This window comes from Niallia sp. Man26 (assembly GCF_022049065.2).
GTDB lineage: Bacteria > Bacillota > Bacilli > Bacillales > Cytobacillaceae > Niallia.
This window is the reverse complement of the sequence record NZ_CP095746.1, coordinates 133,489-158,656: the sequence shown is the minus strand read 5'-3', so window position 1 is coordinate 158,656 and position 25,168 is coordinate 133,489. Positions and strand designations below refer to the sequence as shown.

Annotated in this window: 17 protein-coding genes and 1 pseudogene; 4 read left to right on the top strand and 14 right to left on the bottom strand. The window is 32.5% G+C overall.

Translation table 11 applies throughout. From position 1 onward, the window contains the following. Positions 1 to 21: 21 nt before the first annotated feature. Positions 22 to 939 (bottom strand): cytochrome aa3 quinol oxidase subunit II, encoded by a 918-nt coding sequence (gene qoxA / locus L8T27_RS28175; RefSeq protein ID WP_127740026.1) that lies wholly within the window; start codon positions 937 to 939, stop codon positions 22 to 24. A 341-nt stretch (positions 940 to 1,280) separates the two neighbouring features. On the opposite strand from qoxA, the gene ltaS reads away from it, so the two are divergent. Continuing rightward, entirely contained in the window at positions 1,281 to 3,230 is a 1,950-nt protein-coding gene (gene ltaS / locus L8T27_RS28170; protein WP_127739819.1) for a lipoteichoic acid synthase, read from the top strand. Between the two features lie 88 nt (positions 3,231 to 3,318). Here ltaS and L8T27_RS28165 read toward each other — a convergent pair whose 3' ends face one another. The 6 genes from L8T27_RS28165 to L8T27_RS28140 all read right to left on the bottom strand — a co-directional run bounded on the left by L8T27_RS28165 (position 3,319) and on the right by L8T27_RS28140 (position 12,261). Beyond that, positions 3,319 to 3,618 (bottom strand): ArsR family transcriptional regulator, encoded by a 300-nt coding sequence (locus L8T27_RS28165; RefSeq protein WP_127739820.1) that lies wholly within the window; start codon positions 3,616 to 3,618, stop codon positions 3,319 to 3,321. Between the two features lie 697 nt (positions 3,619 to 4,315). Further along, complete coding sequence (gene cydC, locus L8T27_RS28160) at positions 4,316 to 6,034, bottom strand: thiol reductant ABC exporter subunit CydC (RefSeq protein WP_127739821.1); 1,719 nt, start codon at positions 6,032 to 6,034, stop codon at positions 4,316 to 4,318. After that, positions 6,031 to 7,764 (bottom strand): thiol reductant ABC exporter subunit CydD, encoded by a 1,734-nt coding sequence (gene cydD / locus L8T27_RS28155; RefSeq protein WP_127739822.1) that lies wholly within the window; start codon positions 7,762 to 7,764, stop codon positions 6,031 to 6,033. Before cydD ends, cydC begins: the two co-directional genes overlap by 4 nt. Positions 7,765 to 7,792: 28 nt before the next feature. Beyond that, positions 7,793 to 8,806: a cytochrome d ubiquinol oxidase subunit II gene (locus tag L8T27_RS28150; RefSeq protein ID WP_127739823.1), complete on the bottom strand. Its 1,014-nt coding sequence runs from the start codon at positions 8,804 to 8,806 to the stop codon at positions 7,793 to 7,795. Then, positions 8,803 to 10,155 carry a cytochrome ubiquinol oxidase subunit I gene (locus tag L8T27_RS28145; protein WP_127739824.1) on the bottom strand — a complete coding sequence of 451 codons (1,353 nt, stop codon included), beginning with the start codon at positions 10,153 to 10,155 and terminating at the stop codon, positions 8,803 to 8,805. The genes L8T27_RS28150 and L8T27_RS28145 overlap by 4 nt, the downstream gene beginning before the upstream one ends. A gap of 1,461 nt (positions 10,156 to 11,616) precedes the next feature. Further along, positions 11,617 to 12,261: a ZIP family metal transporter gene (locus tag L8T27_RS28140; protein ID WP_127739825.1), complete on the bottom strand. Its 645-nt coding sequence runs from the start codon at positions 12,259 to 12,261 to the stop codon at positions 11,617 to 11,619. A gap of 258 nt (positions 12,262 to 12,519) precedes the next feature. Between L8T27_RS28140 and L8T27_RS28135 the strand changes: the two genes are divergently transcribed. Further along, a complete protein-coding gene (locus L8T27_RS28135; RefSeq protein ID WP_127739826.1) occupies positions 12,520 to 13,938 on the top strand; it encodes a Na+/H+ antiporter NhaC family protein in 1,419 nt (472 codons plus the stop codon). Between the two features lie 938 nt (positions 13,939 to 14,876). Next, on the top strand, positions 14,877 to 15,599 hold the full coding sequence (locus L8T27_RS28130; protein ID WP_127739827.1) for a YwmB family TATA-box binding protein: 723 nt from the start codon (positions 14,877 to 14,879) through the stop codon (positions 15,597 to 15,599). Between the two features lie 932 nt (positions 15,600 to 16,531). Here L8T27_RS28130 and L8T27_RS28125 read toward each other — a convergent pair. From L8T27_RS28125 to L8T27_RS28110, 4 genes are all read right to left on the bottom strand, one after another. Further along, a complete protein-coding gene (locus L8T27_RS28125; protein ID WP_127739828.1) occupies positions 16,532 to 17,380 on the bottom strand; it encodes a cation diffusion facilitator family transporter in 849 nt (282 codons plus the stop codon). 867 nt (positions 17,381 to 18,247) lie between these two features. Then, a complete protein-coding gene (locus L8T27_RS28120; protein WP_127739829.1) occupies positions 18,248 to 18,547 on the bottom strand; it encodes an ArsR family transcriptional regulator in 300 nt (99 codons plus the stop codon). Between the two features lie 299 nt (positions 18,548 to 18,846). Then, the gene (locus L8T27_RS28115; protein WP_127739830.1) at positions 18,847 to 19,797 is read right to left on the bottom strand and encodes a cation diffusion facilitator family transporter; all 951 of its coding nucleotides are present in this window, start codon (positions 19,795 to 19,797) and stop codon (positions 18,847 to 18,849) included. A 222-nt stretch (positions 19,798 to 20,019) separates the two neighbouring features. Further along, positions 20,020 to 21,060: a flavin-containing monooxygenase gene (locus L8T27_RS28110; RefSeq protein ID WP_127739831.1), complete on the bottom strand. Its 1,041-nt coding sequence runs from the start codon at positions 21,058 to 21,060 to the stop codon at positions 20,020 to 20,022. A gap of 464 nt (positions 21,061 to 21,524) precedes the next feature. Here L8T27_RS28110 and L8T27_RS28105 point away from each other — a divergent pair, with 464 nt between their 5' ends. Continuing rightward, a complete protein-coding gene (locus L8T27_RS28105; protein WP_127739832.1) occupies positions 21,525 to 22,481 on the top strand; it encodes a class I SAM-dependent methyltransferase in 957 nt (318 codons plus the stop codon). Positions 22,482 to 22,756: 275 nt separating this feature from the next. Here L8T27_RS28105 and L8T27_RS29040 read toward each other — a convergent pair whose 3' ends face one another. The 3 genes and pseudogenes from L8T27_RS29040 to L8T27_RS29035 form a co-directional block, all read right to left on the bottom strand. Beyond that, positions 22,757 to 22,996 carry a helix-turn-helix domain-containing protein gene (locus tag L8T27_RS29040; protein ID WP_366881137.1) on the bottom strand — a complete coding sequence of 80 codons (240 nt, stop codon included), beginning with the start codon at positions 22,994 to 22,996 and terminating at the stop codon, positions 22,757 to 22,759. Positions 22,997 to 23,472: 476 nt separating this feature from the next. After that, the gene (locus tag L8T27_RS28100; protein WP_235856665.1) at positions 23,473 to 23,793 is read right to left on the bottom strand and encodes a GNAT family N-acetyltransferase; all 321 of its coding nucleotides are present in this window, start codon (positions 23,791 to 23,793) and stop codon (positions 23,473 to 23,475) included. Positions 23,794 to 24,450: 657 nt separating this feature from the next. Then, positions 24,451 to 25,047 (bottom strand): annotated as a pseudogene (locus tag L8T27_RS29035) (cell wall hydrolase). Between the last annotated feature and the right edge of the window lie 121 nt (positions 25,048 to 25,168).

Below are 25,168 nucleotides of genomic sequence, written 5' to 3'. Positions count from 1 at the left end.
TTTCAGGAAAAAGATTTATTATTAATGGTTCATACCATCCATGTTCGTATCTGACATATTACCTGTCTCATTTGAATCTGCGGAATTCCCTTTTTCTTCATCTTCCGTATTCGCTTTCATATCATGAGGCGGTGGAGAAAAGCCCAAATGAGTTCCATTATAAGTTGACTGACCCAAATGACCAGGTTTTAACAATTCATTAAATTTTTCCTCTGTTAGTTTTTCTGCTGTACTTTTTACTTCTGTTACCCACTCCTTATATTCATCCTCCGGCATTGCCTGAACATTAAAAGTTTGCTGAGCAAATCCTTCTCCAGTGAAATTTGCATTACGACCTGGATATTCACCTGGTACATCTGCAGCTAGATTTAAGGTGTTCAGCATATCAGCCATTGCATATTTCTGGCCACCTAATTGCGGGATCCAAAAGCTAGAGATAGGTCCGTAAGAATATAACTTAAACTGTATTGGTCGGTCTGTAGGAATAAAGAGGTAGTTAACTGTCTCTATATCCTCTTCTGGGTAACTAAAGTGCCACTTCCAATTGGATGACGACGCATAAATAACAAGTGGTTCTTGACTATATCCCTTTGGTATATCTTCCACTTCATAGGTAGATTTGATTGTTATGAAGGATAAAAAAGCAACAATTAGAATAGGTATAGCTGTCCAAATTATTTCTAATTTTATGCTACCTTCAATATGAGGCGGTTCGTAATCCTCTTTTTGTTTGGAAGCCCTGTATTTCCATACCATATAAGAATATAAAGCTAATACAGAAACTACTACGATAGCCATTGTCCATATAGATATCTTAATAATATCGGCAGTTATTCTTCCTTGTGGGCCTTTTGGATCCAAAACCATTAGAGGCTCACACCCTGTTAAAAGAACAAGACTTAATATAGCTGTAAAATAAACAATCTTTTTTGTTTTCATCATCTGTATCCTTTCTTTAAAAAATTTGATTAATAAAGTCTTATCCCCCCTCACACTTAATCACTACATGCACACCTAACCATATTTAAATAAATATATATGTGCAATCATTCATTTAAATCTGATATTTTCACTATCTTTATAATGGTAACATATAAAAATAAATGTAATTGTGACGAAATTAAGAAGTAATATTTTTCCATTTTATTATTTAGTTACCAGATACTTCTGTGTTTTTGCTATTCAATATAAAACAAAATGTATTATAATAATACATGTTCACTTAGACATATTAAGTTAATCGTCAAGTGAGATACAATAGACATAAAAGAGGTGTAAATATGGAAACTAGCTACCTTAATAAATTTAAAAAATTAAATAATATCATGGTTATTTATCTTTTTATGGTATTTTTAATATGGTTAAAGACCTACTTTGTACAAATAACACAATTTAAATTAGGGATTGAAAACCTCTTACAGCAGTTTTTATTATTTTTAAACCCGCTTGGTTCTTCTTTATTATTTTTAGGCATAGCATTGCTATTTAAAGGACGAAAAAAATACTATCTACTATTTGGCTTATATTTCTTTCTATCATTCTTATTGTATGCAAATGTTCTATACTATCGTTTTTTTAATGATTTCATTACCCTGCCAACTTTAACCCAAACTCAAAACTTTGGTGATGTAAGTAGTAGCCTTTTTTCATTATTAAAACCGTATGATTTTCTATTCTTTTTTGATTTTATTATGTTACTAATATTATTTGCAGTAAAATTTATTAAAATCGACAATAGAAACTTAAAAAGAAAGCAGAAACTGGGTTTGTTTGCTATTGGTTTACTCTTGTCTATAGGTAATTTGATTTTAGCGGAGACAGATAGGCCACAATTATTAACAAGAGGATTTGATAGAAATTATATTGTAAAGTATTTAGGTTTATATAACTACACTATTTATGATGGTATACAAAGTACAAGAGCTTCCGCACAAAGGGTATTAGCTTCAAGTGACGAAATAACAGAAGTTGTTAACTTTACTCAAGCAAATTATGCTAAGCCTAACCCAGAATACTTTGGTATTGGTAAAGGAATGAACGTTATATATTTCCACTTAGAGTCCATTCAAAATTTTGTTATAAACTATAGTTTAAACGGCGAAGAGGTTACTCCGTTTTTAAACTCACTAACACAAGATGAAAATACTTTATATTTTAATAACTTCTTCCATCAAACAGCACAAGGAAAAACCTCTGATGCAGAATTTATGATAGAAAATTCACTCTACGGCTTGTCTAGGGGTTCTGCCTTTACAACTAAAAGTGGTAATTCTTACCAAGCTGCACCTGGTATTTTAGGACAACAAGGCTATACTTCTGCCGTTTTCCATGGTAACGCAGGTAGCTTTTGGAACAGAAACGAAATGTATAAGTCTTTAGGTTATACTAATTTTTTTGATGAAAGCTATTATGATGATGTAGACCCTGAACAAATGACCGGTTATGGTATTATGGACAAGCCATTTTTTCAAAAGTCCGTTCCTTTACTTAATTCTCTGAAACAGCCATTTTATGCTAAGTTTATCACTGTTTCCAATCATTATCCTTATACGATGAATCAAGAGGAAACTTCTATAGAGCCTGCTACTACAGAAGATAAATCTGTAGACAACTATTTTCAAACAGCACGTTACGCAGATGAGGCTTTAAATAACTTTTTTGATTACTTAAAGAAAACTGGTTTATATGATAACTCTATTATCATCATGTATGGAGACCATTACGGAATTTCAGAGAATCATAATACAGCAATGGAGAAAGTGATTGGAAAAGAAGTAACTCCCTTTGAATCAGCTGCACTACAGCGTGTTCCTTTATTCATTCGTGTACCCGGCCAAAAAGGTGGAACGATTGAAGAGTATGGTGGACAAATTGACCTGTTGCCAACACTATTACATCTTCTGGGTATTGATACGAAAAAATATATTCAATTTGGGACAGACCTTTTATCTGAAGACCATAATGAACTTGTACCATTTAGAAACGGTGACTTTGTAAGTCCAACCATATCATCAATTGATGAAAAATTTTACAATTCAAAAACGGGAAAGGTAATACAGGATGAGCAAACCATTGAGGCAAAAAGGCTTCTAGATAAGGTCACTACCACCCTTTCTCTTTCCGATAAAGTAGTAAATGGTGATCTTTTAAGATTCTATACTCCTAAAAACTTTAAACCGATAGATCCAAATGATTACTTTTATACAAGAACTGATAATGATAAAGAATAAATTTCATATCCAACAGAAAGAACCTATCTAGTAACTTACTGGATAGGTTCTTCTGTTGGATGAAATATAACTTTGGTATTTGATATTATTAATATGCTTGTTTTAATAATTGGTTTATTGTAATAATTAGTTCTTCGTCGTCATGTCTATAAAAATTCTCTGACCCTTTTCTACACTCAATATATTTTACATTTGTTAAATAGTTTACTTGATTAGATATCATAGAACTAGACATTTTCAGTCTGTCAGAAATCTGATTTATTGTTAACTCTTTTTTATATATCAAAGATAATATTTTTATTCTTGTTGGATTTGTAAGTACTTTACAAAGACGTGAAAGTCCCTTTATATTTTCATCAGATAACAAAGAGTTGATATCTCTTTTCATTTACTTATCCCACCATCTTTCTAAAAAATAAATTAGAATGCATCTATATTCTTAAATGCGCACTCATTCATATATAGAATATATGAATATCCTTGTATTTGTCAAACTTTATACCACCAAATTTATTAGTAGGATTATTATAGGTTCCTTAGTAACTTTTAGTAACTTAATAGCCACTTCTTAGGATAAGTAGTGCAACAATTAGATTGCATACAGTAACAAACCTTATCTAGGACTTCTAATTTGTTAAACTGCCTGGGATATTTTTAATATGCCTCTCAACAGCTTTCAATGAATTTGATGGGAAAATTGACAACTTATGAAGAATCAAATTATAATCTGAATGTTTTCAAGAGTATAGAGATTAAGGTCAGGTCTATGGGAATAATAAAGTGGTTGATATAGGAATCCTTGAAACTTTTTTATAAAATTAGGTTATCAAAAAAATATGTTATTTCAAGCAAAACTTATGAACATTGTACATATTTCTTAGAATCAGCAAATACCCCTTTCTGCAAAAATTCCAGTACAACAATTCAAAAAGCCAGTTACCTAGGAGGAACTGGCTAATCTGATATTCATTATACTACACATAGTATTAATAATTGTGGTGAAAAAACGACACCAAAATACAATAGCTCTTATATCTAGTGCATAGTTGGCGTGTTTCACACTCTTGTCTATTATTTATTCCTTTTTAAAGTAAACTTTCTTCTAATGTTTTCATTTGAAAGAAATATCCTTCTTTGTTCAAAAGCTCTTGGTAGGAACCGTATTCTATAATATTTCCTTGGTCCATTACAATAATTAGATCCATTCTGTCTAATCCTTGCAGCCTATGACTGATTAGTATTAAAGTATCCTCTTTTGCATATTCGAAAAGTCGCTGATAAATACTTTGTTCTGTCAGTGCATCTAATGATGAAGTGGGCTCATCTAATAACCACAGATGTCCTTTCTTTAGGAAAGCTCTAGCAATGGCTAATCGCTGTTTTTCTCCTCCTGAAAGATTTTCACCGTTTTCTAATACTTGCTGATCTAATGAAAATTGTTCAAGATTTACGTTAGTTAAGGCAGCTTTCAACTGATCATCTGTAAGTTCAGCTCCAGCTAATTTTAGATTTTCTCGGATGGTACCATAAAAGAAATGATTTTCCTGCAACACTACCTTTGCTTGTTCCCAGATTGCTTCGCCTGCAATACTTGCTGTATCTTGTTTATCCCAGAATACTTTACCGTTTTGAACTTGTAGTAACTTTAAGGCAATTTGCAGTAATGTGGATTTTCCAGAACCACTTGCACCTACAATTGCTACTTTCGATTTAGATGGTATCGTTAATGAAAGATTAGGGATTGTTGTCCGCCAATCGCCTTGGTGTGTAAACTGGATTTCTTTAAAGTGTAGTGATGGGGCATTATCCGGTAATTTAAATATAGTCGCCTTAGTCTCATTAACCTGTACGTCTGGGTCTTCTACTACATCATATAAACGCTTGGAAGCATCACTGCTTTCTTGCATATAGATTGGAAAGACGGCCATTGGTGCTGCAGGCTCAAAGACAGTAAGGGAAACCATGACTAGCATTGCCAAAAATATCCCTTCTAATGTACCATTCGTAACTAAATATGCTCCAAAGGCTAAGACAAACCAGCTGACTACAAAGGTAATAAATCCATTAAACGATTGACTGGATATTTTATTTATATTTTTAGCTTTTTGTTGAGCAATATAGGCTTCTGATTGACTTATTAAATGATTTTGTTTTGTTTGTAATTGTTGAAATAACTTTAAATCACGAAAGCCAAACATCATTTCTGTAATATATGTGGATAATTCACCACGTTCATTTCTAACTTTGCCATTAATCTTCACTTGTCTTAAGGTAAATAGCGCTGGAATAAGGACGGTGGTCAATAAAAATCCAATTAAAAGGATTACAGCAATCTCCATTGAATAGAAGCTAGCAAAGAAAATGGTACTAATAAAAACAAGTAATAACACCATTGGTGGGTAAAAAACTCTCAGAAAGAAATTTTGTAAACTTTCTACGTCTCCAACTACACGTGCTAGTAAATCTCCACTTCTATACTTTTGAAAAACATTTGGAACAAGTGGGGTTAATTTTTCAAAAAAAGCCACTCGCAAATTACTTAAAATGGTAAATGTTGCTCTGTGGGAATAAAGACGCTCTCCGTATTTTGCCCCTGCTTTAACTAGACCTAATAATTTTACAGTTGATGTTAATACAATTAATGTATAAAAGGGAGGGGTTAAGGCCGATTTAGAAATAAGATAACCACTTGCTGCAAATAAACCTACACTACTAATTCCAGCAATAAAGCCACAGATAACCGCAATAACGATATCTTTTTTCTCTATTAAAACTAGTTTAATTACTTTTAGCAAAGCGCTCATTGTTTAGCCCCCCCTTTTTGAATGGTAACAATTTTTTTATATGCTGGGATATTCTCAACCAAGTATTCATGCGAACCAGTTGCTTGTAACTGCCCATTCTCTAGATAGAGAATCTGATCTGCATTTTTAATGGTATGCAATCGATGTGCTACCGTTATAACAGTCGCCTTTTCACTTAGCATTTCAATCGATTGCTGCAAGATACTTTCCGTAGCAAGATCAAGTCCTCGTGTTGGCTCATCAAGTAAAACTATATTCGGTTTTTTCAGAAAGGCTCTGGCAATGGATACCCTTTGTTTCTCGCCGCTAGATAATCCCCTGCCTGCTTCCCCTATTTCTGTTTGAAACCCTTTTTCTAAAGATTTTATAAGTGGTAAAAGCCCAGCCAATCTTGCAGCCTCTTCTATAGCTGTTTCTTCTACCTTATCTGTAATCCCCATTGATATATTTTCGGCTATCGTACCAGAAAAAATATAAGGGTGCTGTGAAATGTAAGAGATCTGATTTAACCAGGAAGCTTCTGTATAGCTAGTCAGCTCTCTACTATTAATTTTAACTGACCCATGATCTGGAGTTATCATTCCTGCCAATATGTTAAGTAAAGTAGATTTCCCTGTTCCACTTGCACCAACTATGGCAATCTTTTGTTTTGGCAAGAACGTAGCAGTGACCGGCTTTAATTGAAAGTCCCCAACAGGATAGGTATATCCTACTTGATCAAGTAATATAGTTGGAGGAACATCCTGCTTTGGCAGCTCTTCTTTTCCCCATAACAACAAGTTTTCTTGTTCCTCAAATTCTTCTAATACTTTTTTCGTCGCTCCCATACTTGCTCTGCCATTATGGAATGTTGTTCCTAGTTCTTTTAATGAAGTAAAAAACTCAGGAACTAATATAAGAATTAAAAAGGCCGTAAAGAATGACATGTTTTCATAAATAATCATCTGTATAGCCAATTCCAGTGCAACAATTCCTATACTTAACATGGAGATAAGTTCAAGTGCAAAGGATTGTGTAAAAGCAATCTTTAGTATATCAAGAGTTGTGTCACGAAAACTCAAACTACTTTTTTCTAATTCATCCTTTTGACGTTTCGTTTGGTCAAATAACTTTAACGTAACGAGTCCTTTTAATGCATCTAAAAAGTTACCAGAAAAAGAAGCTAGTTTTTCTAACTTCTCTTCTGATTTTTTTTGCGTTTTAATTCCGATGATAATCATATAGATCGGAATAAAAGGAGCGGAAACTAATAGTATTAAACCTGAATTGATATGTTGTGTAAAAATGATTATTAGCACTAAAATCGGTACAAAGGTGCTCTGCATCACTTGCGGAATAAATTGACTATAAAAGCTATCCATCTCATCCACACCATCAAGCAGCATACTAACCTTTTTACCTGTTTGCCCTTTTTCTGCTAACTGAATAGAGCTACCAGCATATTTCGTTAATAATTCTTTACGCGTAGCATTCTTTACATCGCTCGCAATGGAAACACCGATACGTTTACTTAGATAATCAGAACTAGATCTAATCAATAGTATGAATAATAATAGGATTAACCATGGTATAACTGCTGAAAAGGTTTGATGATTCAAGAAGACACCATCCACTATATTCGTCATTGCGAAAGCCTGTGTAATAACGGCTATACCAAGTATTAATGTTAATCCCATTAAAAGAAAAATTCTTTTTTTATATAACCAGATGGTCTGCTTTAATTTTTGCATAATCAATTCAGCCCTTTGTTCAATCTCATTATTTTTTACCCTTCGCGTAATCTGCATCAAATAAGAACAGACGCATTAACAAAATCAGGGAAGGAACTAATAATAGCAGTCCAGCTATAAATGCAACAATAAGTGCAATTCCCATCGAAGGATTTGTAACACTATTTTCTATACTGATTTGCGGATATAGTAAATATGGAAACTTGGCCATGCCGTATCCAAAAAAGGCAAAAAGAAATTGCAGCATAATCGCTATAAAAGCAACACCATAATACTTGCCAATATACAATAGACTAATCGCAATTAAGAAAAATGCCATCGATAGACCAAAAACCCACCATAAATCAATCATATTTTCGTAATTTTGCTGATTGCGCTGACTTAAAGCTATCATGGTTGTAAGTGCCATAATAATGGTTGGTGTTGCCCAAAAAAGTGCCCATTTTCTTACTAAATGAAGTGCCGGTATATCATTTGCTCTTGATGCATAGTACGTTATAAAGCTCGCACTAATAAACAGGACAGAGACAATAGCCAAACCAACAATGCTCCAAGCTAATGGACTAGTAAATAACTCAAAGTATTTTAATGATACGTGTCCATTTTGTTCTGTAATGAATCCGCCCTCAGAAATCGTTAAGGCAACCGATAGAGAGGCTGGGATAAATAGCCCTGTTGCACCATATAGAAACATATAAATATTACTTTGTTTTGACCCATAATTTTCAAAAGCATAAAAGGAACCGCGAATAGCTATCAAAATGATGGCAAAACTTGCGGGTACAAGTAATGCTGATCCATAGTAATAGGCTGTTGATGGAAAGAATCCAACAATACCAACAAAAAAGAATACTAAAAATACATTTGTTACCTCCCAAACTGGAGATAAATAACGTGAAATAATTTTATTGATAATGTGATCTTGTTTCGTAACTTTTGCATAGTAAGCGAAAAAGCCTGCACCGAAATCTATGGATGCCACTATTAGATATCCATATAAAAATATCCATAATACACTAATCCCAATTACTTCATAGCTCATTTTTTATCCCCCTTATTAAGTTCAGGGTAGTATTTCTCTAATTCGAGTTCCACAGGCTTATCTTTAAATAATTTCCTTAAAGTAAGGACAAATAGGGTTCCAAGCACTAAGTATAGTGCTAAAAATAAGAAAAACATGTGAACAATATAGGGAGATTTAGTTGCTGCCTCTTCCACTGTCATATATCCTCTTAAAATCCATGGCTGTCTGCCCAGCTCTGCAAATACCCAGCCAAATTCGACTGCTAACATCGCAAGTGGACCACCTAAAGCGAGTAACCATAATATAAACTTGTTGTGGACATCCCATCGTTTAAATCTACTTAATACTAGATACAAGGACGAAACCCCTAATAAGAATAATCCAATCGAAACCATCAAATCAAACAAATAGTGAATGATTAATGGTGGTCGTTCTCCTTCTGGTGTTTCCTCAAGCCCTATTACCTCACTCGTAAAATCACCATTTGCTAAAAAGCTTAAAAAACCTGGAATTCGGATCGCCCCAACTACTTCATTATCTTCATTTAACCATCCGAAAAGAACAAGATCAGCATTACCCTCTGTTTCAAAGTGCCACTCTGCAGCTGCTAATTTTTCTGACTGGTACTTGGCTAGGTATTTTGCTGACAAATCTCCACCTAATGCAGTTAGCAAAGAGAACACAACCATAGAAATAACAGTCATTTTTAATGCTTTCTTATGATATTCTGCAGCACCTTTCTTTTTTAAGAGTGCAAACGCAGCAAGGGCAGCTAAAATTGCAGCAACTGTTAAATATGAACCTCCTAAGACGTGAAAGACTCTTGTGGGAGTTGATGGGTTTAACATGGCTTGCAATGGATTTACTGCAGTAAACTCACCATTCACCATGGTAAATCCGTCTGGTGAATTCATAAACGAATTCACTGTACTAATGAATACCGCCGACATACCTGCACCGATAATGACAGGTAAAGATAATAACCAGTGTGTATATTTCCCTTTAAATCGATCCCAAGTATATAAATAAATCCCCAGGAAAATTGCTTCAAAGAAAAATGCAAAGACTTCCATAAACAGCGGCAATGCAATCACATTGCCGGCAAGCTCCATAAAGTTTGGCCAAACTAAAGATAACTGTAGGGCTATAGCCGTTCCCGTAACCACCCCAATAGCTACAGATATCACAAAACCTCTGGACCAACGTTTAGCTAATAATTCATAATGTTTGTCTTTCTTCTTAATACCAATAAATTCAGCTAACGAAATAAATAATGGTACACCTACGCCTAAAGTAGCAAAAACAATATGAAAAATTAGTGTCATAGCGGTAATTAATCTACTTATTGTAACTGTATCAAACTCCATTTTAAAGCCTCCTCAAATGTTAATTTATGTGAAATTCTGAACAAGTTTTTGTATACTTATATACTCTTAAACAATAGATTGTCTGGTTTAAACATTTATCATTAAAGAACTTTTACACATATTTATCAATACCTTGTTCATATAACAGGATTTCTTTCTTTATAAGAACTATAGATAATCCTTATACAACTATCAACCATTCTAATCATGTAAATGATAGATTGTATTTTTCTATTTTCACTATGTATACAATGTTATCATGGAAGTATATAAAAAAATGTGTACAAATAGTGTACGTTTTGTGTACAATTCCGTAAGGGTATTTTTACCACTAACTTCCGAAACCCTCAACTTTACAAAAATTGAACTCCTAAACTCCAAAACGGCATAAACAGCAAGAGCATCATTAGAGACTGAAATCAAAAAGATTATGATAGTGTTCTATTTTTATTTTTACTCAAACAAAAAGGATCCAATCCTAGTTCCTATTTAATTAATAAAAAAAAAGGATTTCCCCTTTTTTTGCTTACTTTGCAAAAGTTTGTTACCAAATCTGACATTCACTTCTCTTCTTTAGTTAAAATCCATTCCCTTTTGATTGTAGAAGTATAGAGACCTTGTGTCCTCTCTATAGACAATGTTTTATCCAATGCCTTGTTTCCTATGCTTGTAGAGTCTTATTTATTTTGCCTATTTTAACAAGCAAGATAATAAAATAACTGTTAGAACTATTAAAATTAACTTTTCTAATTGTATATGAAAATGTATTAATATAAACACTGATTCAAGACTAAATTCCTAATGCAACTTTTAAGTTCATATGGTTCTCCTAGTGCTTCTGCATAAGATAATTGAATTAATAATGTTCTATTAGTAATTTTTTAGCAACCCTTGATTCCACCATAACTCTATCAAGTGGTTTGTACCTAAGGTCATACTCCTAAAGCATTGTTCCAAACTTAACGCCTGTCTTGATCCAATAGAATATGACTACAAAGCTTTCTTAACCAAGACTGTCACTTAATAGAGATTTCCATTCTGATACACTATCTGCAGTTGTCTTAGAACTCGGTTCTATGTGAATGAGAGTCCGAATGCCACCAGTTAGAAACATACAGACATATAAATGTGATAAAAGGAAACTATTAAATTTTTGTTGATTAACTAAACTATTGATCCTTTATGCCGAAACAATATAAGGTTCTATACCTTACTAAGGGCCTTAAGAGGAAAGCTCTCACACACTTACTTCGCTTTTCTTTTAGGGCCTATATTAGCATGGAATTCATATAATTTTAAACCACGGGTTCTATACAAACATAAGGAAAGAATATATACCTTCATAAACAATTCGTTTAATTGAGGATTGCTGTCTTTATTTATAAAATTAACCACCGTATGGCAGCCTAAATTATTCATGGAAAAAGCTACTTTATCTTTAGCTTTACAGTGAATGCAAGTTTACCTGCTAATGGTTTTCCATAATATTTCATAAACCGTTACATAGCCTAGTGTGCTAATTCCAGCTCCCATGAACATAGTTGTTATTTTTGGTGATGCAATGTTTAACTCCATCCCTACATACACATTGATTGCTAGTGCAGCCGATAACATAGCGCATAAAATCCAAAAAATGTTTATACCGGCTTTTGAAATTAATAGAGAAGTCATCAAAACCATCCCTTCTGGGATATTATGAGCCAATGTTACTTTCAAAAGGGAAGTATCAGTTTCACCAATATTAATTCCAAGAGCTATACCTGTAGGGATACTGTGGATGAATAAAGCGAAGAATAATAAAAATATAACTTTCATATTTTGTATACCGTTATACTTTATGTTATGAGTATATTTTTCTACAAGCACAATAAAAAAAATACCTACAGAACTTCCTGCCATTAGACCAAGGATATCATATCTAGCTATGGCTTCAGGAATAAGTTCAAATCCCAACATTCCAGCTAAAACTCCACCGCCCAAAAGGGGCAAAAAGTAATATTTATCTCTCAAAAAAGGGAATAATATTCGAATGAGTCCTCCCCCTAGTACTATCCCCATAAAAACTAAACTCATAATGATTAAACTGACCTTAATTTCTACAGACATTCCACGCCTCCATATAGAACTAGTTTTAACAAATATATTCAGAGGTAAAATTCTATATTCCCTTAGCTTATTGTTTTAATTAATATTTTTTGAGTCCAAATTAATATTAAAGAGTTTAATCGTATAAGATAGGTTAACGAATAACTTATATAGCATTAGAAGATATACACTCTACATTATTTCATTATTTTACGAATGATTTTAAACCTTTGGTACAAAATATGTGTGTAAAATCTATTGTAGAGAAGAGGGATATTAATGGAAAATTGGTTTTCTATTGTTCCGTTTGTCATCGCCGTATTTGTGGCAATGACAACCCGACAAGTATTAGTTGGTCTAGGATTGGGACTTCTAATTGGCTCATACTCATTAAAACCCGGAATCTTTAACTCTTTGTCTAAAATGAGTGATTATGTGTTTATTGCCATTTCAGATAGAGACAACCTTAGAATCATCATTTTTCTATTTGTTTTCGGAGGGCTTGTTGGTATGATGCAAGTTGCTGGAGGCATTAAAGGATTTGCAAAAACAGTACAGAAGCGAATTAAAACCGAGCGAAGCGCCTTAATCGTTGCATGGTCTACGATTCTCGTCACCTTTATGGATTGCGAGTTTAGGATTATGACTACTGGACCAGTTATGAAGGCTGCAAAAACATCCGTTGCCATTACGAGGGCAAAGCTTGCATATGCAATCGACGTTTCCACCGTTCCAGTAATTGTCCTAATGCCTGTGGCCACAACTTACACTGGATATATGGTTTCTGTTGTAGGAGGTTCGTTAAATCAATTAAATATTAACCGATCTCCTTATCAGCTTTTTTTAGCAAGTATCCCTTTTAATTTTTGGGCTTTGTCAATAGTGACAATCGGTATATTTGCAGTACTGACAGGGCGATATATTGGAAAAGGAATTGATTCAAATAATGGTCATAACGTGTCTGAAATTGAAGAAGAGATTCACAGGGAAAGTATTGAATCCGAATTAGAAAAGGTAGAACCAAAAGCGATGAACCTTATTTTACCTTTACTTTTACTTCTATCTAGCACATTTTATCTAATATGGCAAGATGGTTTACATAAGGGAGCAAACTCGTTCTTAGATGCAATGCAACAAGCTGATGCAACGCAAGCAATGTTAATTGCCCTTTTTGCGACAGTCATTTTTTCTTTATGTTTGTTCCTTCTACGAAAGGAAAAAATCTCTGAATTAATGTTTCATTTCATTGATGGCGGAAACCAAATAATAATGGCTATCATACTATTAGTACTCGTTTGGGCACTTGCAAATATGGCGGAAGACCTTGGGTTTTCCAGCTTCATAACAGGAACAGCAGGAACCTTTTTGTCAGGGGCTTTTGTACCGGTAGCAGTTTTTTTATTTGGTTCGCTTATAGCTTATTTTATAGGTTCATCTTGGGGTACATGGGGTCTTTTAATGCCTCTAGCAATTTCATTAGCAGAAGCTACCGATGCTTCACTGCCACTGGCGGTGGCAGCAGTGTTTGCCGCAGGATCCTTTGGTGACTTCACTTCGCCCTTAGGAGAGACAACCGTCACTACTGCTTCAGTTTTTGATTTGCCCGTTGTTGATTATGCTAAGGCCAAATCCGCTTCCTCTTTCGTAGCATTGGGTGTCTCAACTATTTTGTTTGTAATTGCCGGCTTATTTTTTTAAAGTTAGGGTTCCGCCAACAACCACATATGTTAGCGGGATTCTAATTATAACTAACTAATTGGCTGAATTATTCTTTTTAACAGTCTAACTTCAAAGTAGAGCAACTTTCCTATAATATTTTAAATTAGGTCCTTTTTTGGTTTCCTTATATTTACATGAATAATCACAATAAATTTATACCTTCAATAGTTTTAGTGTCCAGAAAGGGATAGCACACCAGTATGAGTGGTAACATATCTTGTTTTGCATATATCCCAAATGAAATTACTACTACAAAAACAAGTCCAGCTATACCCTACTCTTAAGACATAACTCCCATTATATGCAATTAAAGGATAACAGAAGAACCAATAGCGCGATTACAGCTGAAGAATGCAAAAAAATAATAAAGCCTTATAGCAGCATCAATGAATGCAACAAATCAGTTACCGTTACAAACATTTCCTCTATCCATAGACCAAAAGAAACTGGTTCAGGTCATTGCTCCTAAGCAAAATCAAATAAATTTATTCCTTTTACGACTCCAAGTTTTGCAGACATAGAAAAAAATAGCCATTAAGTTTAAAAATATCACAACCAAAAAAGTAACATAGCGTATAGATATACTCTCCAATATCGTCTCTAAGTTGCCCGGACATAAATGCCCGATCGAGGAATGTCAACAACTTCTATATCCACGCGTTTTGCCACCTAAATATCATGAGCATATTTTTCTAATGTCTTCTATTTTAATGATTCTGCATCCATACTTTTCATCTTTTATCCATGGTGATATACCTAATTAAATAACTAGAAAAAAATTACTTAATTCCATTAACTCAATATTAAAGTTTTGATTATTGCAATTCCTATTAAAGAATAAAAACATAAAATTTACTAATCTAGTATAAATTTTTATTTTCCTGGCTATCCTTCATATATAGAGGGAGTTGAGAAGTATGAAAAAATTAATTCTATTATTTTGTTTTTTCTTATTAATAACTTTAACAACAAATGAAGCTAAAGCTTTTTACCAAGATAATGAATTAAGTCAAATTACACAAATTGCAAAGCAAAACAATATATTTATTAATAATTGGTCTATGTATATTAAAGAACCTATTAGGAAATATTCTGATATGAAAGATCTTGATAGGACAATAGATGATATTAAAGACACTGAAAAAGATTATAGTTGGTCAAAAAAGAAATTTGTGAAAGATTACTATAAAATTGAAGGCAAGAAAAAAACTTCTATTGCAGACCTAGAGGAGAAAGTTCTAATCATTATATACTCACAGAGCGGTAAGTATAATTTAAGTGTCACCTATGATATAAAGGGCAAATGGGATGAAACTAAATGGCCAGCAATCTTCAATATGTATAAGAATAAAATAGAGGATTATTCGGCGTTTTATACCGTCCAAGGAACAAAAAATATTAATCAATCTTTGTATACTGAAGCATCTAAACTATTAACTAATTTTTCAGGAGAAGAAATACAAAGTCTAAATGAAACAAAATTCGTTTCTCTATCCGCATATACGAAACGCTGGGAGAATAAACTCCCTCTTGGTGATAACCAATACATGAACCTCCATATTGCATACAGAGAAACTAGTGAATCTACGAATCAAGTAAAAGTAACAATTGGAACACCTATTATCACTTCCGAGTATTAAATAGCAAATACGAGATATCGCATAATCAGACACTTCTTCGTTTTATTATCTTAACTTTTCATACGTAGTTTCCATAATGCAATTAAAATAAAAATTAAAACTGTTCCTGTATTACTTAATACTACCATCCAAAGCTTTACCACCCTTGAAAAATTAATATATGGAAATATTGGAGTTCAAAATAAGTATTGGACCTAGCTCCATTCCTTGATAATCCTGTGCTTTAGCTACGTGATGATGTTTAGCGATATACATACCAATTACGATGGTTTAAGTTGTGAAATCTAAGCTAATGTATGATTTTGGTTATGATTTATGTGAAATTCTGAGTAAAATTTTTTGTCCCTTTTAGCTTGCCGGCTCAAGACACAATTATCTTAAAAAGAGGACTTGTTTTAAGATAATTTTTAACCAGGGATTATCCCTTTTAGAAATACCGCTTGAAGGTCATTTACGCTTCCTTCAGCATCATCGTTCTTTTTTATATTCATATCATTATCTTGTCTGGAAGTATTTTTACTTTAAATAATGTGTTTTAAAATTACTCTTTAGTATGACAAAACGTTCTAAATTGCTGTAGCTACTTAAATAAGAGACAGATTCTTGATAAAAGTAGATAAAAGCATAACTATAATCTCCTCTCACTGAAAGAAAGGCTCTTAATCATTCACTACTATCCTATGAAGAAAATTACGAAATGCGCTCGTCCTTGTTAAATACAGTAAGTGATACAAGATTACCTGCCAAAGGGTTTTTCTTTCTCGTTATAATTTCAAACTTAACAGTATTTAATGATTACACAGTTAGGATTCCTCTCTTTAAGGAAAACTTCAAAATAGAATAACCAAAATATAAATCAGAAAAGAAACTGAATTTTTTTCCGATCTTTATTTTGGCTTTTTTAAAGGGCAAAGGTCCTTCCCTACAACTACTTATTGATTTTTCCATTCCAGTTCAATTGTTGAATGGGTAATGTTCAGGTCAGAAGTGACGTCCCGTACAGACTTCTTAATTACCTCACAATCACTCAGGCGGTTTCCTGTGACACAAAGGTGTGCATTTAAGGCAGTTTCTTCTCCATCGATGGACCAGATATGCAATGAAGAAACCGAAACAACCCCCTGTATCCTTTCAATTTTCGATTGAATTTCTTTTATATTAACGCCATTTGGTACACCTTCTAAGAGTATCTTCATGGTTTTAATCAAATTTCGTACAACATTAATTAAAATAAACAAGGCTATCGCAAGAGACAAAATCGGATCAAGAATATGAATATCCTTAAACAACAAAACAATACTGACCATTAAAACAGCTGCCCAACCTAAAACGTCTTCTATCATATGCCAGGAAATAACACCTTCGTTGATGGAGTTCCCCTTGTGCAGCCGAAAAGCGGCAAATCCATTTAAGAGTACTCCTACAATGGCAAACCAAAACATTCCCTGCGCATTGGAATGTACCGGATTAAACAACAGAGGAACGGCTTTAGAAATAATAAAGACGGATCCCCCAATTAAAACCAAAGAATTAATTAATGCACCAAGGAGAGAGAATCGCTTATAGCCAAAAGAAAATTGTTGATCCCCTTTCTTATTAGAAAATTTTTGGAGAAACCATGAGAGCCCCAACGAAAGAGAGTCTCCTAAATCATGAACAGCATCCGACATAATAGCAACACTGTTAATCAAAAAGCCGCCAATAAATTCTAATAATGAAAAAAGAAGATTAATCCCAAAGGCCAATTTAATATTTTTTGCAGACGCATGAGATTTTTCCATTTACTTTCTCCTTTCATTTCTAATTCTTGTTTTTCAAATAACATTCTTATTAATGTCTTTTACCTTATTTTATAAGTATTAAACTAATCCACTTGTTCATATATGCAAATAGGATTAAGGTAGGTAAATTCTCCTATTGGAAACAAAATCGAAACAATATTCATTAGCTTTGGTTTTTTATATAATTGATTAACCTACAAACTTAATTTAGATATGTCAAAGACTTTTTTGGATTTATAGAGGTAACTATTAATGATTGTGAAAATACTGAATTAATCTTAATAATAGATTTTTCTATAGTCAATCGTAAAGAAGCATTAAAGTATATAGAGAAGTTAGGCAGCCTAGCAGCCTATGATAACCCATCTCTTGATCAGTTGCGTTTAAACTAACAGGTGGTACGATTGAAGAATATGACGGGCAAATTGACCTGATGCCTCCCCTTTTATATACTGGGTATTGATACTAAAAACTACATCCAATTTGGCATAAACCTTTTATCTGAAGGTCATAATGAACTTGTACCATTTAGAAATGGTGACTTTGTGAGTCCAACCATATCAGCAATTGATGAAAAATTTTACAATTCAAGGAAAGGTAATACAGGATGAGCAAACCATTGAGGCAAAAAGGCTTCTAGATAAGGTCACTACCACCCTTTCTCTTTCCGATAAAGTAGTAAATGGTGATCCTTTTAAGATTTTATACTCCTAAAAACTGTAAACCGATAAATCCTAATGATTACTTTTATACAAGAACTGATAATGATAACGAATAAATTTCATATCCAACAGAAAGAACCTATCCAGTAACTTACTGGATAGGTTCTTTCTGTTGGATGAAATTTAACTTTGGTATTTGATATTATTAATTTGCTTGTTTTAATAATTGATTTATTGTAATAATTAGTTCTTCGTCGTCATGTCTATAAAAATTCTCTGACCCTTTTCTACACTCAATATATTTTACATTTGTTAAATAGTTTACTTGATTAGATATCATAGAATTAGACATTTTCAGTCTGTCAGAAATCTGATTTATTGTTAACTCTTTTTTATATATCAAAGATAATATTTTTATTCTTGTTGGATTTGTAAGTACTTTACAAACACGTGAAAGTCCCTTTATATTTTCGTCAGATAACAAAGAGTTGATATCTCTTTTCATTTACTTATCCACCAGCTTTCTAAAAAATAAATTAGAATGCATTGCTATATTCTTAAATGCGCACTCATTCATATAAAAAGAATATCCGATAATTATCATATTTGTCAAATCACTATGCCAACCGATTTTATATAGTAGGACAACTAAAAAAATATAATTTTTCTAAAATAAATCTGTTTTTAAAGAAAAATAACATCCTATTAGTAGATATATTGAAAAAAGCGAAACGCTTTTTTCAATATTCGTTAATAAATTCTAAAGCAACAAAGTACTGACCTATTTTTAGGTCTTGTATAAATTTAATGTTGATGATCATGCATAGGTTCATTTTTCACTTGGCATAAGACCTCATTTTCATGGTTATGCTCGCTAGTTTCCAATTGAATTGTTACATGGGTAATTCCTTTATGCTCAAGTTCATGTTCAATATCACGTAGAATAATTTCGCCTTCTGCAATAGTTAATTTACTGTCTACAACAGCATGGCAAGAAAGTGCATTCAATCCACTAGTAATCGTCCATATGTGTAAATCATGGATTTTAATAATACCCTTTGTCCCCTCAATTGTTGTAATGATATCTTTAACATCTATATTTTTAGGAGTTCCCTCCATTAATACATGGATAGCATCCTTAGTAACATAATAGCCACTTCTTAGGATAAGTAGTGCCACAATTACACTAGCAAGAGGGTCAGCCCACCCCCAACCAAAAAACATTATTAATAAAGCAGCAATTATTGCTCCTAATGAACCAAGCATGTCACTAATGACATGTAAATACGCCCCTCGCATATTTAAGTTATGTTCCGTATCACCGCTACGCAACATTATCCAAGCAACCAGTATATTGACCAATAACCCGATAAAACTGATTAACAGCATTCCTGTTGTAGCAACTTCAGGTGGGTTAGCAAACCGATCAATTGCTTCATAAAATATAAAAAGAGAGATCAGTAATAATGTTACTCCATTTATTACTGCAGCAATAATTTCAAAGCGTTTATAACCGAATGTCTTACTATGACTTGCCGTTCTTTCAGCTAATTTAAATGCGATAAGAGCAATCATTAAAGAGATAGAATCACTTAACATATGGCCTGCATCTGATATTAACGCTAAGCTGTTTGTTAAAAATCCTCCAAATGCCTCAATAACCATATAAATAGTAATAATACTAAAAGAAATCAATAAAACTTTTTTATTTGTCCCACTTGCATGATTATGGGAATGGTCATGTCCGTGTCCCATTGTTCTTCCTCCTTATGAATTTCATTTAATCCTGTATCTTGCACCATCTTCTTTTCTTAATATCACATTCTTTAAAGTGTATCGTAATAAAGAAAAAAATACACTGTAATTATATGAACATATATTCATATTAATAATATGCTTATTTCCTAAATAAGTCAAAATTTTCGAGTAGATGAAAATTCACATTATCACATTACTTGCCTAATTATCATTAATAACTTATGCTTTACTCATAATATGTTTTACAATGTATTTTGCATCGTATCCAACTCCTTGAAGTAAGGATGACCCCCTTCTATATTGCCACGGTAAGCCAATAAAATATAATCCCATTACGTTTGTGACACCCCGTTGATGAATTATTTCACCTTGTTTATTATATATTTCATTAACCTTCAGCCAAGGTAATGGATTTTTAAAACCTGTAGCCCATATAATATTGTTTACTCTTAATGATGATTGATCTTTAAAAATAATTTCGTCCTCTTTTATATCGATTACCCTTCCTTTGATAACTATTTTCTTTTTTCTAATAGTATGTTTTAAATCGTATCCGAATATTGGATCTCCCTTACTCTGAATGAATTTCCCTAACCTAGTGTTATAATTTTGTTTTAATAAACCTATTTTATCAAACCACCAAAAAATACTTTTTTTTAGTAATATTAAAGGTAAATACAGTAACTTTTCACCATGTGATAAATAAGTATCTTTTTCTTTAGACAATTCAACAGCAATCTGAGCACCGCTATTTCCCCCACCAACAACTAAAACATTACCATCTGCAAGTTGCTGAGGGTTTTTATATTGCGATGAATGTATTTGAAATATCCCTTCTGGTAATTTTCTTGAGAAAGACGGAATTTTAGGTGTTTGAAAAGCTCCAGAAGCAACTATAAGGTTTTTCGCCATATATTCTTTATAATTTGTTTTCACTAAATAATAGCCGTCTTGTTTATAGGCACTTTTTACTTCAACACCTAATTTAATTGGTATGTTAAACTTCTTGACGTAATTCATTAAATAGTTCGCGACTTCATCTTTTGTTGGGAAACCATGTTTATCTCCTTCCATTTTCATTCCCGGAAGAGAATTATACATACGTGGAGTGAATAAAATTAAAGAATCGTATCTATCCCTCCAACTTGACCCTATTTCTGACCTCCTTTCAAGAATAACGACATTTCGATTTAATTTGTTCAAATGATATCCAATAGAAATACCAGCTTGACCAGCCCCTATAATTAAAGTATCATACATATTTAACTCTCCTCTCTTTATATGATTATACATTCATATAATCATATTATTTGAATTACTTTAGAAAATCAACTAAATATACCATATTTTTCAAACACAAACACATCTATTTATTTTTAAAAAATTTAATAACAAATAAGTTGACTCTGCTTTATTGCATATTTTAAACTTCCGGAAATACATGAATCAAAACAAAAAAAGTTAAATCACATAAAATACTTTCTTAATAGACATAATTATAAAAGGAAGAAAAGCCTACTAATAATTTTGCCATAGAGAAGAGAAAGTAAATAAAATAAAAACGAATCCCACTAAGCAAAGAAGTATTTAAAAAAGAAGTTAATGTTATTTTAATTAAAATTAATAACATAACAATCTTCCAAAAATTATTATAATTAAATACATGGATTGTATAAATGTTTTATATTTAGAAAAACTAAAATTTCAAAGCACTGGAGAAAGAAATGAAAAACTTTACAAAGGACTTATCACTACAAATTCTAAAAAATGAGATTAGTGTAGAAAAACTTTTGACTCAATATCCGGAATATAAAGGAGATGTTTTAAAGGAGATAAATGCCATAATAAATTCAAAAGATTCTAATTTAATTAACACAATAATTGAAAAATACACTTTAAATGCAAAAATAGCTAGTAAAAAAATTGCAAAGAGTGGGTATAACGAAAAAACATTAAATGCCTTTATGCCAAATATAATCAAAGCCCGATTTGCCATATTTTTGTTACAAAGGCTTATCTTCGCTTCTTCTACAAATAAAATAAAAAACAAAACACGGTTAAATATATGGGACGGATTTATTTTACAGAAGCTCCTATTTGAAAAAGATTTAATAAGGAAACCAGTCTCATTAGGTTTATTTACGTTCTTTTGGAAATTCATTGTAAATAAAAAAGTTTTACTACCTCTTGTGAATGAGAGAGGAATTTATTGTTTTTATACAAAACAATTAATTAATAATCTCTCAACTATATTAGACGGTAAATATTGTGTAGAGATTGCAGCAGGGGATGGTACATTAACTAAGTTTTTGAAAGACAAAAATATTAACTGCATAGCCACAGATGACTTTAGTTGGGATTATTTTATAAACTATCCCGATTTTGTTGAAAAAGCAAATGCAAAAGCTGCTCTTAATAAATACAATCCAGAAGTTGTCCTATGTTCGTGGCCCGTTCCTAATAATTCATATGAGAAACACGTTTTTAAAACTAAATCAGTTGAATTATATATTGTAATTGGTACAAAAAAACCTAAAATTACTGGCGATTATGATGCCTATTATAACGCTGCGTCTGAAAACTTCACTATGGAACTAGATGAACGATTGTCTTCTCTCATTTTACCACCATCGGAAGATAATGCTGTTTATCTCTTTCGCCGAAAGAACAACTTTAGCTAATTCTGCTATACTATAAATTGCTAACAATAGGTAGCAGAATTATAATTAAAATTATAGATAACAATACACCCATCATAATTACAATGTATTCGCTGTTTTAACCATTGAAGATACTGTCAGGACAAACTCTAGCTTAAATAACATTTTTCGCTGTATGGCTTAAGCATTTAATTTACGACCGCCAAACAGTATAGGCCAATTTTGCTGGTACCCTTCTGATGAATGTCTAATGTATATATGCTGAGTATACAAATTTATTATGTTTCCAGCTTCCTTCAATAAATTCGTTTATAATTAAATTGTTTGTTAAATTTACGGTTTAAATTTAAATTCATTCGACGATAGCCAAATATTGCTTCAATCTTATGATGAATTACTTTTATTTCCTTCAAAAGTTCTTCATTTTTCGTATCCTTTAGTAGTCGGGGTGCGGTTTTGACATTTATAGTAGGAGGGTAATCAGGCGATCCCTGCCATTTTACATAGTTGAATAATAGAGTACTTTTCCTTTTCATGTAATTCTTGAATAGCTATTTATTTATCCATGTAACGAACTTGGTTTAATGTCGCCTCCTTTTTAAATCCTCTAACTTTTATAAGAATGCATTTTCAGCAAGTATCCGTTCGTTTCCTCTTTCAAGTCGTTTCATTTCAAGTTTAAAATTTTCTTCTGCGGTTAACTCCTGTTCCTCTTTGTTTCTTCCTCATTTATCTTGAAGACCATCTGAGCCACTAACTTCATATTTCAAAAATGAATAATCCCCAGTTAAATAATCTCTAACTGGCAGTCTCCATCGTTTTAAAGCGGGATAAGTAATGTTTATTTATTACAAAGTTCGTAAGAATCATCCCCCACCTTTAAGCAACGAACTTTTTGTTTTTTGTCTGCCAATTTTAAGGAGAGCATATCACTGGATTAATGCCCTCTTTCTTCATATATTTAGAGTCATACACTTATTTATTAAATTCTTTCATCATAAAATATCTTTTTTCATAGAAGAGTATTATATTTCCTTCGCAATATAAAATGGTTACATGAAAGTTCTTTTAACACTGTTGAAACCAATTTAATTCCTAAACCTTCCTTCCGATATAAACTATGAATAACTATATCTTCTATATAGGCTCTAGAGTTCCCATCTGACACTGCTCTTACTAAGCCAATCAAAGATTCGTCCTTCCAAGCACCAAGGGTCAGTACTTTATTTAATTTATCCTCTTTATCTTGAAATACTCTCTCCTCTAACAACTCCGAATTCCTATAAAGTTTGATAACTTCTTCGTAATCAATTGGTCTTTCATTACATGCCATTATTTTCACTATTACATTACTCCTACAACTATTTATTGAATGAAACACATTAATTAGTACTTTATCAATAACTCCCTCAATAAACAAACATTTATCTCTAAAAAACGCAGTTTCACGTAGTGAATGAGCGTAATCTTTCTTAACATGGTATTAAATATTAAAAGTCGTAGGATATTTTAACGTTGCAGGCAGCCTGGATAGTAGGATGGTACGTCATTGTCCCACTGGCTTTCGCTTCGTTGCTTACTGGTATAATTATAATATATCACTTGGCACACCATAGGGTTTATTCAAGCACTATTGAGTTCTCTTCAAACTTATTCCATTATCGTTTTCTATTGCATATGCCATTAGTGAGCGCTTTAGCTGCTAAAACAAAAAGAAGGGATACTGCCAATTTTGTTCTACCAAGTGAACTTTTCCATCCAGGGGTTGGTTTACTTGTGTTAATCCTGATTGTAATCTTGTCTGTATATAAGCCAATGGGATTGACTCCCTATGGTTGGCGTAAACACCAAGAGTTGCGTAAGATGTGATAGAACTTATATTCATATTTATCTACTCTAATAAAGTTATAAAAAAAGTCGTAATCAAATTCGTTCAAGTTCCTAAATTTAATAAAAACACAAAGGGGTCCCCTTTGTGTTTCATGTTTGTTTACTTTGCAAAAGAATGATTTCCAATTCTCACCGTTACTTCTTTAATTAGAATCCACTCACTTTTTGCTGTTTTGGGATTGTAAAAATACAGGGATCTACTCCCTTTCCCTCTATATGCTACTGCCTCATCTACTACTCTATATTCTACCGTAGTTGGGTTATTCTTTATTTTCCCATTTTGAACTGGCGAAAAAGCATAATATCCATTAGAACGTTCATATATTACTTCTCTTATTGTATTAGGAAAAAAGATTACTATCTACACGGTTTAGAACTACAGTCGCGCTACTGCAACCTTTCCAGAATAAAGTTCTCCCTGTGCTTCGGCATAAATCAATTGTGCTAATAAAGTTCTTTCGCTTTCAGTAATTGGTTCTGGTAATGTCAATCGTTGTCCTACATTTAATTTATTAACTTTTAGATTATTTGCTATTTGTATAGATCCTATAGGAAATCCATTTTGCTGACTTATTTTTCACAGTGTATCTCCAGATTTCACTGTGTATAATGAAGATGCTTCTGAATTTATTCCAAAAAATAACGATAATAGTATTACTAGTAACGTTGAAGATAAAAATTTATTGTTAAAGTCCATATACCCCCCTAGTACTAAAGTCTACGAGAACAATATTATCAACGAAACTATTTATACACTACCTCCAAAATTTTCCTATGCACTTTAAAGCCTGTGATTTAAAGGTTACTAAAATGTGTTA

What these genes read in the sequence shown, in the direction of transcription:
- qoxA (WP_127740026.1), bottom strand. Translation starts at nt 939, where the DNA reads ATGAAAACAAAAAAGATTGTTTATTTTACAGCTATATTAAGTCTTGTT.
- ltaS (WP_127739819.1), top strand. Translation starts at nt 1,281, where the DNA reads ATGGAAACTAGCTACCTTAATAAATTTAAAAAATTAAATAATATCATG.
- L8T27_RS28165 (WP_127739820.1), bottom strand. Translation starts at nt 3,618, where the DNA reads ATGAAAAGAGATATCAACTCTTTGTTATCTGATGAAAATATAAAGGGA.
- cydC (WP_127739821.1), bottom strand. Translation starts at nt 6,034, where the DNA reads ATGAGCGCTTTGCTAAAAGTAATTAAACTAGTTTTAATAGAGAAAAAA.
- cydD (WP_127739822.1), bottom strand. Translation starts at nt 7,764, where the DNA reads ATGCAAAAATTAAAGCAGACCATCTGGTTATATAAAAAAAGAATTTTT.
- L8T27_RS28150 (WP_127739823.1), bottom strand. Translation starts at nt 8,806, where the DNA reads ATGAGCTATGAAGTAATTGGGATTAGTGTATTATGGATATTTTTATAT.
- L8T27_RS28145 (WP_127739824.1), bottom strand. Translation starts at nt 10,155, where the DNA reads ATGGAGTTTGATACAGTTACAATAAGTAGATTAATTACCGCTATGACA.
- L8T27_RS28140 (WP_127739825.1), bottom strand. Translation starts at nt 12,261, where the DNA reads ATGTCTGTAGAAATTAAGGTCAGTTTAATCATTATGAGTTTAGTTTTT.
- L8T27_RS28135 (WP_127739826.1), top strand. Translation starts at nt 12,520, where the DNA reads ATGGAAAATTGGTTTTCTATTGTTCCGTTTGTCATCGCCGTATTTGTG.
- L8T27_RS28130 (WP_127739827.1), top strand. Translation starts at nt 14,877, where the DNA reads ATGAAAAAATTAATTCTATTATTTTGTTTTTTCTTATTAATAACTTTA.
- L8T27_RS28125 (WP_127739828.1), bottom strand. Translation starts at nt 17,380, where the DNA reads ATGGAAAAATCTCATGCGTCTGCAAAAAATATTAAATTGGCCTTTGGG.
- L8T27_RS28120 (WP_127739829.1), bottom strand. Translation starts at nt 18,547, where the DNA reads ATGAAAAGAGATATCAACTCTTTGTTATCTGACGAAAATATAAAGGGA.
- L8T27_RS28115 (WP_127739830.1), bottom strand. Translation starts at nt 19,797, where the DNA reads ATGGGACACGGACATGACCATTCCCATAATCATGCAAGTGGGACAAAT.
- L8T27_RS28110 (WP_127739831.1), bottom strand. Translation starts at nt 21,060, where the DNA reads ATGTATGATACTTTAATTATAGGGGCTGGTCAAGCTGGTATTTCTATT.
- L8T27_RS28105 (WP_127739832.1), top strand. Translation starts at nt 21,525, where the DNA reads ATGAAAAACTTTACAAAGGACTTATCACTACAAATTCTAAAAAATGAG.
- L8T27_RS29040 (WP_366881137.1), bottom strand. Translation starts at nt 22,996, where the DNA reads ATGAAAAGGAAAAGTACTCTATTATTCAACTATGTAAAATGGCAGGGA.
- L8T27_RS28100 (WP_235856665.1), bottom strand. Translation starts at nt 23,793, where the DNA reads ATGGCATGTAATGAAAGACCAATTGATTACGAAGAAGTTATCAAACTT.